This is a genomic window from Pseudomonas sp. GL-B-12 (assembly GCF_019955895.1).
Taxonomy (GTDB): domain Bacteria; phylum Pseudomonadota; class Gammaproteobacteria; order Pseudomonadales; family Pseudomonadaceae; genus Aquipseudomonas.
This window is the reverse complement of sequence record NZ_JAHBCX010000068.1, coordinates 1-10587: the sequence shown is the minus strand read 5'-3', so window position 1 is coordinate 10587 and position 10587 is coordinate 1. Positions and strand designations below refer to the sequence as shown.

Below are 10587 nucleotides of genomic sequence, written 5' to 3'. Positions count from 1 at the left end.
CTGACACACCGCATTCGCGAGCAAGCCCGCTCCCACAGGTTTTGTGTGTTGTTTGCTTACTTCGGTGTGCTGAGGTTCAAGGTCGGCGTTTCATCGAAGAAGTTCCACGGCTTCAACAGCACATGCACCCACTCGGTCGGCATGATCGGCCATTCCTCGGCGCGGGCGATGTGGGTGGTGCCGGTGGTCAGCCAGACCACGTCGTCGGTGTTCTCGATGGAGTGGTTGTCCTGGGTGAACTGCCCCAGGCCCGAGTCCTTGTCCGAGCGGTTCGGGTACTTGCCTTCGGGGTATTTTTCCTCCGGGTTGTATTGCGTCACCCACAGCTGCTTGTCCATGAAGCTGAGGCGGTGGTAGAGCCATTCGTCCTTGCCGAAGTTGGCGCCCTTGGCCACTGGGTGCGTGCCGCCGGCATAAGGAATCAGCTGATAGGAAACCGGGTTGCCGACCTTGTTCTCCTTGCTGGAGTTGGTCAGCAGGCGAACGGTCGACGGGTCGAATTTCTGCGCCGCCTGTTGCTCGGTGCCGACCACTCTGGTTTCGGTCTGCATGGTGCTGGTGCGCGGGCCGCCACGGTCGTTCGGTAGCACCACCGGGTTCACTTCCACCAGTGAGTTCTGCTCGCCGTCCACGTCCATGTCGAGACGGAAGTTGTAGATGTGCTGGTGCGTGGTGCCGACGATGTTGTGGTCCAGCAGGGTGCCGTAGCGCGTGTCTTCCCTGGCGGTGTCTTCGTGCATGGTTTTCGATTTCACACCCTTGACCGCTTCGATGCCGGTGGCGCCGGCGTCGATGCCGATGGTGCCGTTCTGCTGGAAGACCCAGTCGAAGATGTAGTCGTAGTTGCCCACGGTGCTGATCCAGCGCACCACCAGTTCACGACGCTCGGTACTGAGGTTGGGCTGGCCCATTTCCTGGTGTTTGTATTCGGGGCCGGCGTAGCGCTCGAACACCGCCATGGCGCGCGGGATCGCGGTCGGTGCGCCGGTGTAGTCGGCGATGGTCGCGTCCAGCAGCACGGCGTTTTGCGGCGCGTCTTTGCCACGGGCAATCGGTGAAGTCAGGGTGCCCATGCCGTAGTCGCCGGAGTCGAGGTAGGCCTTGAAGTACCAGCCGACGTCCGGGTCACCGTAAGGCACGATCATGCCGCCCAGCGAGCCTTCGTACATGATCTTGCGTTTCTTGCCCTTGTCGTCGTAGGTGACGGTGGACAGGATCGGGCCGACCCGCGAATCGAGGCGAACGTGGAAGTCCCAGTTCTGCCAGTGAATGCTGTTGCCGCTGATGGTGTAGTTCTTGCCCTCGGGCTCGATGATTTCCAGCGGTTTGACTGCCACGCCCTGGCGTCCGCGCCCGTCATACGGCGTCGGTTTCATCGGCACCGGAATGAGCGCTTCGTCTTCGATCTTGATCAGCTTCTTCTGTTCCAGGTCGACAATCGCCACCAGGCCCTCGATCGGGTGCGCCCAGTAGTTGCCGTCACCGGTGTTGAGGTAGCTGACGATTTTCAGCAGGCGCTTGTCCTGCGCCAGGCCGTCCTTGCCGTCGAAGTAACCGACGGTCAGCGGCGTGGCCACGACCTTCTTCACGTCATTGATGCCGCGCTTGGCCAGGGCCTGGGCGTATTCCGGGCTGGTCTCGACGGCGGTTTGCACCGTAGCGAAATCGTCCAGCAGGACCATGCCGTGGGCGCCTTCGATCGGCTTCCAGGACTTGAGTGCTTTGGTGTCGAGGTCCACCAGGGCTTCGATCACATGCTTGCCGTCGAGCACCACGATCGAGGCCTCACGCGGCTGGGCGACGTTCTGCCCGGTGAAGACGAAGTTCCACACCTGATCCTTCGGCGGCTCCTTGACCGAGACTTCGGTGAAGCGGAAACCGGGCTTGTAGTTTTCCGACTTCCTGACGATGTCCACGGCGGTGGTGATTTCGGCAGCGCTCAGGGGGTTGAGCGGGTTAGGGCGGGTCTCGACGACGAAGGTCTTGTCCAGCCCGGACTGGAACACCTGGTTGATAAAGTCCTTGGGCATGAACGCCGTATGGTCCTTGAACACCACTGGCACCGTCAGCTCGATACGCTTGCCGTTGAGCATCGCCACTTTGCTGTTGGGCTTGACCTTTAGGTAGACCCCGTCCTTGGCGATGGTGAACAGATTGGCGTAATCGTCCCATTTCACCGTGGCGCCAAACTCCTCAAGACCCGCTTGCAGCGGCACCATGTCGGCGTGACCGCCGTGGGCCTGGGCATTGCCCGCCCAGAAAGGTAGACCTAGGGCGCTCAAGGTGATCGCCAGGGCGAGGCGGGCAAGCGGTGTTCTTTTGGGCGATGCTTTGGGGCTGAACATGTGGGAATTCCTGGGGAAAATCCGGTTACGGGCATTTCTGCACTTTGTTACAACCCGTCAATGGCTGCATTTGAATGCCTGCCAGATTTCTTTGGTTCTGTGCCGCAATTGAGCTTTCCTGACGAAATGCACAATGGCAAGCGGACAAAGTGCCCGGCCAGAGGGGCGCAAACCATTGCTTCAAGTTAATAGGAAGCATTACTATTCACGCCCCGTCTCCACTGCACGCCGCAATGACCCTCAAGCTGCCCCGCAGACACGGCTTTTTCGAGCATTACGAAGAGTTGGTTGGTACCTGGACCCGTCGCCTGAGGAATCGTCAGCAGGCCGAGGACTTGGCCCACGACACCTTTGTGCGGGTGCTTGAGTCCGATTCGGCGGTGGTGCAGCTGCCTCGGGCGTATTTGCACCAGACCGCGCGCAACATCGCCGTGGATGGTTATCGGCGCGAGGACCGGCGGGGTGCCATGGAGTCAGAGGCGATTGATCTCAGTGAGTCGCCGACCGGCGACCCGGAGCATTTCATGCACGCGATCCAGCTGGCGGATTCCATCGAACGGGCGCTCACCGAGTTGCCGGTCAACTGCCGCAAGGTTTTTGTCTGGCAGAAAATCGAGGGCCTGACCCAGGCAGAAATCGCCGAACGCCTGGGGCTGTCCAGGAACATGGTGGAAAAGTATATGATCCGCACGCTTCGGCACCTGCGCGATCGCCTGGACGGGTTGCAGTCATGACCGGCCGCGCCTTTTCCTCCCCAGCCCAACAGGAACTTCCATGATGGATACTCGTGATTGCGCGTGCGGGCAAACAGCGGTTCGCGATGACGCGGCGCAGTGGTTTGTGCGCTTGCAGGAGCCTGTCGTCGATGTCGAAGTGCGGCGCCAGTTCCAGGCCTGGCTGGACGAACACCCTCAACACCGAAACGAATTCGAAGTGCTCCAGGGCTTGTGGAGCGCCGCCGACCTGGTGCCGGCGACGCGTTTGCGCGCCCTGTGTGAAACCCCGCCAACCCTGAAAAAACCTCGTCCGGTGCTGCGCTATGCGGTGGCCGCCAGCATGCTCGCGGTAGCGCTTGGCCTGGGCTTGTTCAGCGGCCTGAATCATCCGGCGCCTTACACCGCCGAGTTTTCAACAGCCCTGAATGAGCGCCGTCATGTGGCGTTGCCGGACGGCTCGGTGGTGGATCTGGACAGCCGCAGCCGGATCCAGGTGCGCTTTGAAAAGGGCCAACGCCACGTTGAGCTCAGCGAAGGCGAAGCGATGTTCAGCGTCGAACACGACACCAGCCGCCCCTTTGTTGTCGCGGCGGGCAGCGGCAAGGTCACGGTTACCGGCACCCGATTCGACGTACGCCATGGCGCCAGCGAAACCCGGGTGGTGGTGGAGCAGGGCACCGTCAAGGTCCAAGGGCGCGACGCCGCCGATAACGATTTCATCAATCTGACGGCAGGCCTTGGCACCCACGTCGATGCCCAGGGCAAAGTTGCCGCCGCCTATGCTGTCAACCCGGCGGAAATGACCGCCTGGCGCAGCGGCAAACTGGTGTTCAACAACGCCAGCCTGGCCGATGTCGCCGAGCAGGTCTCGCGCTATCGCGAGAAGCCGCTCAAGGTCGCCAGTGCAGCGGTGGGCGATCTGCGCCTGACCAGCGTGTTCAAATCCGACAACACCGACGCGCTGCTCAAGGCCTTGCCGAGCATCCTGCCGGTGGCCGTGCGCACCCTAGGCGACGGCAGCCAGGAAATAATTTCAAAATAAAATTCAGGTTTTTTTCGAGTTCATCGTCTTCCTGTTCAACTGCAACTGGTTTGCATTAACAAACGCACACTCTTGCGATCCACAGGATTACGTTCGACGTGAAAAACTCCACCGCTAAAAACAACAAACTCCCCTGGTTGCCGCTGGCCCTCGCGCTGGCAGTCAATATTGCGTTGCCCCAGGCCTTCGCTGCCGACGGCATCCGCATCCCGGCGCAACCTTTGGGACAGGCCCTGAGTCAATTGGGCCAGCAAACCTCGCTTCAGGTGTTTTTCAGCCCTGAGCTGGTCGCCGGCAAGCAAGCCCCGGCGGTGGATGGCAACCTTTCCCCGGAAGACGCACTGCGCCAGTTGCTGCAAGGCAGCGGCCTGCAATACCAGATCGATGAAGGTTCAGTGACGTTGATGCCGGCGCCGACTTCGGCGGCCAACGGCCCACTGGAACTGGGCGTGACTGACATCAAGGTGGTCGGCGACTGGCTCGGTGATGCCGATGCCGCCGTGGTGCAGAACCACCCCGGCGCACGAACGGTGGTGCGCCGCGAAGCCATGGTCGAGCAAGGTGCGATGAACGTCGGCGAGGTGTTGAAACGCGTCCCGGGCGTGCAAGTGCAGGACGCCAACGGCACCGGTGGCAGCGACATTTCCCTGAACGTCGGCGTGCGCGGCCTGACTTCGCGCCTGTCGCCTCGCTCCACCGTGCTGATCGACGGCATCCCGGCAGCGTTCGCGCCTTACGGTCAACCGCAACTGTCCATGGCGCCGATTTCCTCCGGCAACCTCGACAGCATCGACGTGGTACGCGGTGCCGGCTCCGTGCGTTACGGACCACAAAACGTCGGCGGCGTGATCAACTTCGTGACCCGCGCGATCCCGGAAAAAGCCTCGGCTGAAATCGGCACCACCCTGGAAACCTCCCAGCACGGTGGCTGGAAGCACATCGACACTGCGTTCATGGGCGGCACCGCCGACAACGGCATGGGCGTGGCGCTGTTGTACTCCGGGGTGAACGGCAACGGTTACCGTGAAAGCAACAACGGAAACGACATCGACGACGTGATCCTCAAGACCCATTGGGCACCGACCGATGTCGACGATTTCAGCCTCAATTTCCACTACTACGACGCCAAGGCCGACATGCCCGGCGGCCTGAACCAGGCGCAGTACGACGCCGACCCGTTCCAGTCGGTGCGCGACTACGACAACTTCAGCGGCCGCCGCAAGGATGTGTCGTTCAAGTGGGCGCGGCAGATCGACGATCGCACCCAGGCCGAAGTGCTGACCTACTACACCGACAGTTTTCGTGGCAGCACCATCGCCTCCCGGGACCTGAGCACACTCAACTCCTATCCACGCAGCTACTACACCTTCGGTATCGAACCACGGGTGTCCCATGTGTTTGATGTGGGCCCGACTACCCAGGAAGTCAGCGTCGGTTATCGCTATCTCAAGGAAGCCATGCACGAAGAGGCCAGCCGAGTGGCGCTGGTCAACAACCAGCCGGTCGTGCGTCCGGGGGCGGACGGCCATGTCTATCAGGAACGCACCGGTGGAACCGAGGCCAATTCGGTCTACGTCGACAACAAGATCGACGTCGGCAACTGGACCGTCACCCCGGGTATTCGCTTCGAGCACATCAGCACTGATTGGCACGACCGCCCGGTGCTCGATAACGCCGGTAAACGGGTGCCGGAGAAAAAACGCAGCATCGAAAGCAACGAGCCGCTGCCGGCCCTGAGCGTGATGTATCACATGTCCGATGCCTGGAAATTGTTCGCCAACTACGAAACCTCGTTCGGCGCGCTGCAGTATTTCCAGCTGGGGCAGGGCGGTATCGGTAATGAGCCCGCCAACGGCCTGGAGCCGGAAAAGGCCAAGACCTACGAAATCGGTACGCGCTACAACGATGACGTATGGGGTGGCGAAGTGACGCTGTTCTACATCGACTTCGACGACGAACTGCAATACATCAGCAACGATGTGGGCTGGACCAACCTCGGCGCGACCAAGCACCAGGGTATCGAAACCTCGGTGCACTACGATCTGGCTGCGCTGGACCCACGCCTTGACGGCTTGACCGCCAACGCCGGTTTTACCTACACCCGTGCCACCAACGAAGGTGAGATACCGGGCTTCAAGGGCCGTGACCTGCCGTTCTACTCTCGTCAGGTGGCCACTGCCGGCCTGCGCTACGACATCAACCGCTGGACCTGGAACCTCGATGCGTTCGCCCAGTCCAAGCAGCGCTCGCCGGGCACCGGCGTGAACGCCGATGGCAGCTTCAACGGCAACTACATCACCGAAGGCACCGCCGACGGCCAGTTCGGCGACATCCCGGGTTACGTGACCTGGAACGTGCGTAGTGGCTATGACTTCGGCCCGCAGGTGTCGAACCTGAAACTGGGGGCGGGGGTGAAAAACGTCTTCGACAAGCAGTACTTCACCCGCTCCAGCGACAACAACTCGGGCATGTACGTCGGTGCGCTGCGCACGTTCTTTGTGCAGGCCAGTGTCGGGTTCTGATAAACACCGAGCAACCTGTGGGAGCGGGCTTGCTCGCGAAAGCGGTCTGACAGTCAACATTGATGGCGACTGGCACGGTCTCTTCGCGAGCAAGTCGGATCGCCGCACCGCCGCTCCCACATTGGGTTCGGGGCTTACCGGTGGAAGCTTTTCAGACCTTCAACACTCTCCCGCCAATGGCCACCGCCACCAGCAACACCGCCATCAAGGCAAAGGCAAAGCTCAGGCTGCTGCCATGGGCGACGAAGCCGATGACGGCGGGGCCTGCCAGGATGCCCGCATAACCCAGGGTGGTAATGGCCGGCACGGCGATGCTTTCGGGCATGACAGTTTGCTTGCCGACCGCGGTGTACAGCACCGGCACAATGTTCGAACAACCGGCCCCCAGCAGCGCATAACCCACCAGCGCAGCCTCCCAGCTCGGTGCGAACGTCGCCAGAAACAAGCCTGCGGCGGCCGTCAGCCCGCCGAACACAATCACCCGTGTCGCGCCCAGCCGTCGCACGATTTTGTCACCGGTCAAACGCCCGGCCGTCATGGTCAGGGCAAACGCCGCATAACCAAGCCCCGCATACGCCGTGTCGATGCCACGCTCCTGCGTCAGGAACACCGCGCTCCAGTCCAGCGCCGCGCCTTCGGCGAGGAACACGATGAAGCACATGCCACCGATGAACAGGACGATGCCATGGGGCACCGCGAACGCCGGTCCCGAACGCTCGCTGCCGTAGGGCAACAGATGCGGCACGGCCTTGGCCAGTGCGATCAGCAGCAACACGATCACCACCAGCGTGGCCCCCAGGGGTGAAATACCCAGGCCAAGCAAGCCGCTGACACCCGCCGCACCGACAATTCCGCCCAGGCTGAACAGGCCATGGAACCCCGACATCATGTTTTTGCCGCTGGCACGCTCGACGATCACCGCTTGCAGGTTGACCGTCGAGTCCACGGTGCCGAGCCCCGCGCCGAACATGAACAACGCGGCGATCAGCGCCGGAATCGACGACACCGTCGCCAGCAGCGGCAGGGCGGCACAGATCAGCAGGGTCCCGCCGGCCGTCACCCGCCGGCAGCCGAAACGTGTGGACAGGATCCCGGCCACCGGCATCGCCAGGATCGAACCCACCCCCAGGCACAGCAGCAGTAATCCCAGGGTGCCTTCATCCAGTCCGGCCCGGGCCTTGGCATAGGGCACCAGCGGCGCCCACGCAGCGATGCCGAACCCGGCGATGAAAAAGGCGATGCGCGTGGACATCTGTAACAGGCGGCCGGGAACGAAAGTGGTCTGGCTGTTGAGGCTGGTCATAACAATCCTTGGCAAAAAGCGTTGCGTCCTCAACGGACAGTGACCGGCCTGTGAGGGTTCGATCAGTGCCCGGAAAGTTTTACGGTCAAACAGGGCGACATCCTTGCACAGTGCCGCTGTTTTTCGCGATATGTTGAGCCATTCCAATGACTCGCGGAGGGCGCCATGGCGCAGCGGTACGATGCACGGGGCAACATTTACATCGTGGTAGCGCCTGAAGAACTGCGCCGCCAGGGCATCGACCTGCCCGGTCAGGCCAGCCAGGCAGCGCAAACCCTCGAAGCCTGGGCGATAGCCGCGATCGAAGTTTGCTGCAGTTGGGCCCCAGGCACTCAACCGTCCGGCAGCAAGGATCATCGTAGCGACGGTTTGCTGGTCGGACCGTTTCAGTCGTCGCCGCCCTTTGATCTGTTGATCGTCAACACCGACGGTACCTTGGCCGAGCGCAGTGGCAACGGGCTGACGATTTTTTCCCAGGCCCTCAGTGATCAAGGGCTGTTGCCGCAGAAAGAAGCCTGTCTGCTCAGGGTTCACCACGACAAGGCTGATACGCCTTCGCCGGGGCAGACTTCAGTGAAAGCCGCAGAGGTCGATGGCGTGAAGGGTTTCTGGCTCGATCTGGGCCAGCCGGGATTCGGGCCGTCGGCAGTCAGTGCTGTCGGCGTTAAAACGGTGCTGTTGAATGGTCGTGAGCTCAGCCACGTTGAACAATTGTCGGCACTCAATAGCGCATGGTCGCGCAGTCAGTTCGCGCGGGTCGGCAATCCCCATTGCGTGACGCTGGTGGAAAGTGCCGGGGATCTGCCGAGCAACGAGCAGATGCGTGAGCCGGCGCTGGGTGAGGGGCTGACGCGAATCGCCTACGCCATGCCGGTCGGTGCAGGCAAACCTTGTCCGGCGGGGATCAATCTGCAATGGGCAATGCGCCTGTCCGAAGGACACATCGCCGCGCGGGTATTCGAGCGGGGCGAGGGGCCGACGGAGTCGTCGGGGACCAGCGCCAGCGCGGTGGCCTGTGCGGCCTGGCGGGCAGGTTGGGTCAGCGCCGGGGAGGTGAAGGTGACGATGCCGGGTGGCACGGCGCCGATCTTGCTGGAAGAGGAGCACGGGGAATTGAGTCGGGTCAGTCTGTTTGGTACGGCTCGGTTAATCGATTGACTTCAAAATAGCCTTCGCGAGCAAGCCCGCTCCCACATTTAACCGCGTTTGTCTGGACAACTCGGTCAATTGTGGGAGCGGGCTTGCTCGCGAAGAGGCCAGACCAGTCAACACCAGACTCAGCTCAGCCCACTGAACTCCACCACCGGCATCGTCCGCTTCATCAACACCTTGCCATCGCGCACCGAGTACAGCGGCAACCCCTGGCTGCGGATCACCTCGTAATCACTCTCCGCCGACAGAATCAGCAGGTTCGCCGGCCGCCCGCGCTCCAGGCCGTAGCGATCGCCGAGGTTCATGGCTTTGGCGCTATTGTCCGTCACCAGATCCAGCGCGCTTTGCAGGTTGCGATAACCGAGCATGTGGCAGATGTGCAGGCCGGCTTCGAGCACCCGCAAAATGTTGCCGTTGCCCAGCGGATACCACGGGTCGACGATCGAGTCCTGGCCGAAGCACACGTTCATGCCCGCCTCCAGCAACTCGTTGACCCGGGTCACGCCCCGGCGTTTCGGGAAGGTGTCGAAGCGACCTTGCAGGTGGATGCTTTCGGTGGGGCAGGAGACAAAGCTGATCCCCGAATGCCCGAGCAAGCGAAACAGTTTGGCGCAGTAGGCATTGTCGTAGGAGCCCATGGCCGTGGTGTGGCTGGCCGTGACCCGCGAACCCATGTCGCGGCTGCGGGCCTCTTCGGCGAGCACTTCGAGAAAGCGTGAATGCGGATCGTCGGTTTCGTCGCAATGCACGTCCACCAGGCAACCGCTGCGTTCGGCCAGGTCCATGAGGAACTTCACCGAGCTGACACCCTGATCGCGGGTGTATTCGAAATGCGGAATGCCTCCCACCACGTCCGCGCCCATGCGGATGGCTTCTTCCATCAATTCGCGACCATTGCGGTAGGACTCGATGCCTTCCTGGGGGAATGCGACGATTTGCAGGTCGACCAGGTGCCGGCTTTCCTCGCGCACTTCGAGCATGGCCTTGAGTGCGGTCAGTTGCGGGTCGGTGACGTCGACGTGGGTGCGCACATGCTGGATGCCGTGGGCGGCGAGGGTCTGGATGGTTTTCTTGGCCCGAGCCTTGGTGTCTTCCTTCGTGATGGTCGCCTTGCGCTCGCTCCAGCATTCGATGCCTTCGAACAGCGTGCCGCTCATGTTCCAGCGCGGCTCGCCGGCGGTCAGGGTTGCATCGAGGTGGATGTGCGGCTCGACAAAGGGCGGCACCACCAGTTTGCCACCGGCGTCCAGATCGCCAGGGCCCAGGGTCGGGGCTTCGATCTGGCGGCCGATGCTGCTGATCAGGCCGTTTTCCAGGTACAACTCATGCAGGCCTTCCTGGTTGCGCAGACGGGCATTGATGATGTGCATCGGGCAGATCCTTTTGGCGAATCGTTTAGGCGATACCCTTACGTTAGCTCGGAGGCGGCGATTCCCGCCAGTTCAAAATGTGGGAGCGAGCCTGCTCGCGATGGCGGAGTGTCGGTCACCTTGGTGCTGAATGTGCC

Annotated in this window: 7 protein-coding genes; 4 read left to right on the top strand and 3 right to left on the bottom strand. The window is 61.9% G+C overall.

Annotation, left to right across the window (positions count from 1 at the left end; translation table 11 throughout):
- Positions 1–56: 56 nt before the first annotated feature.
- Positions 57–2345, bottom strand: coding sequence for a primary-amine oxidase (gene tynA, locus KGA85_RS28340; RefSeq protein ID WP_223533936.1), 2289 nt, complete (start codon positions 2343–2345; stop codon positions 57–59).
- A 233-nt stretch (positions 2346–2578) separates the two neighbouring features.
- Here tynA and KGA85_RS28335 point away from each other — a divergent pair, with 233 nt between their 5' ends.
- The 3 genes from KGA85_RS28335 to KGA85_RS28325 all read left to right on the top strand — a co-directional run bounded on the left by KGA85_RS28335 (position 2579) and on the right by KGA85_RS28325 (position 6625).
- Positions 2579–3079 carry a sigma-70 family RNA polymerase sigma factor gene (locus KGA85_RS28335; protein WP_223533935.1) on the top strand — a complete coding sequence of 167 codons (501 nt, stop codon included), beginning with the start codon at positions 2579–2581 and terminating at the stop codon, positions 3077–3079.
- 40 nt (positions 3080–3119) lie between these two features.
- Positions 3120–4103: a FecR family protein gene (locus KGA85_RS28330; RefSeq protein ID WP_223461436.1), complete on the top strand. Its 984-nt coding sequence runs from the start codon at positions 3120–3122 to the stop codon at positions 4101–4103.
- A gap of 98 nt (positions 4104–4201) precedes the next feature.
- A complete protein-coding gene (locus tag KGA85_RS28325) occupies positions 4202–6625 on the top strand; it encodes a TonB-dependent siderophore receptor (protein WP_223461434.1) in 2424 nt (807 codons plus the stop codon).
- 151 nt (positions 6626–6776) lie between these two features.
- On the opposite strand, the gene KGA85_RS28320 is transcribed toward KGA85_RS28325, so the two are convergent.
- Complete coding sequence (locus KGA85_RS28320; RefSeq protein WP_223461432.1) at positions 6777–7928, bottom strand: MFS transporter; 1152 nt, start codon at positions 7926–7928, stop codon at positions 6777–6779.
- 165 nt (positions 7929–8093) lie between these two features.
- On the opposite strand from KGA85_RS28320, the gene KGA85_RS28315 reads away from it, so the two are divergent.
- Positions 8094–9086, top strand: coding sequence for a diaminopimelate epimerase (locus KGA85_RS28315; protein WP_223543556.1), 993 nt, complete (start codon positions 8094–8096; stop codon positions 9084–9086).
- A gap of 119 nt (positions 9087–9205) precedes the next feature.
- Here KGA85_RS28315 and codA read toward each other — a convergent pair whose 3' ends face one another.
- Positions 9206–10450 carry a cytosine deaminase gene (codA, locus tag KGA85_RS28310; RefSeq protein ID WP_223461428.1) on the bottom strand — a complete coding sequence of 415 codons (1245 nt, stop codon included), beginning with the start codon at positions 10448–10450 and terminating at the stop codon, positions 9206–9208.
- Positions 10451–10587: the final 137 nt, after the last annotated feature.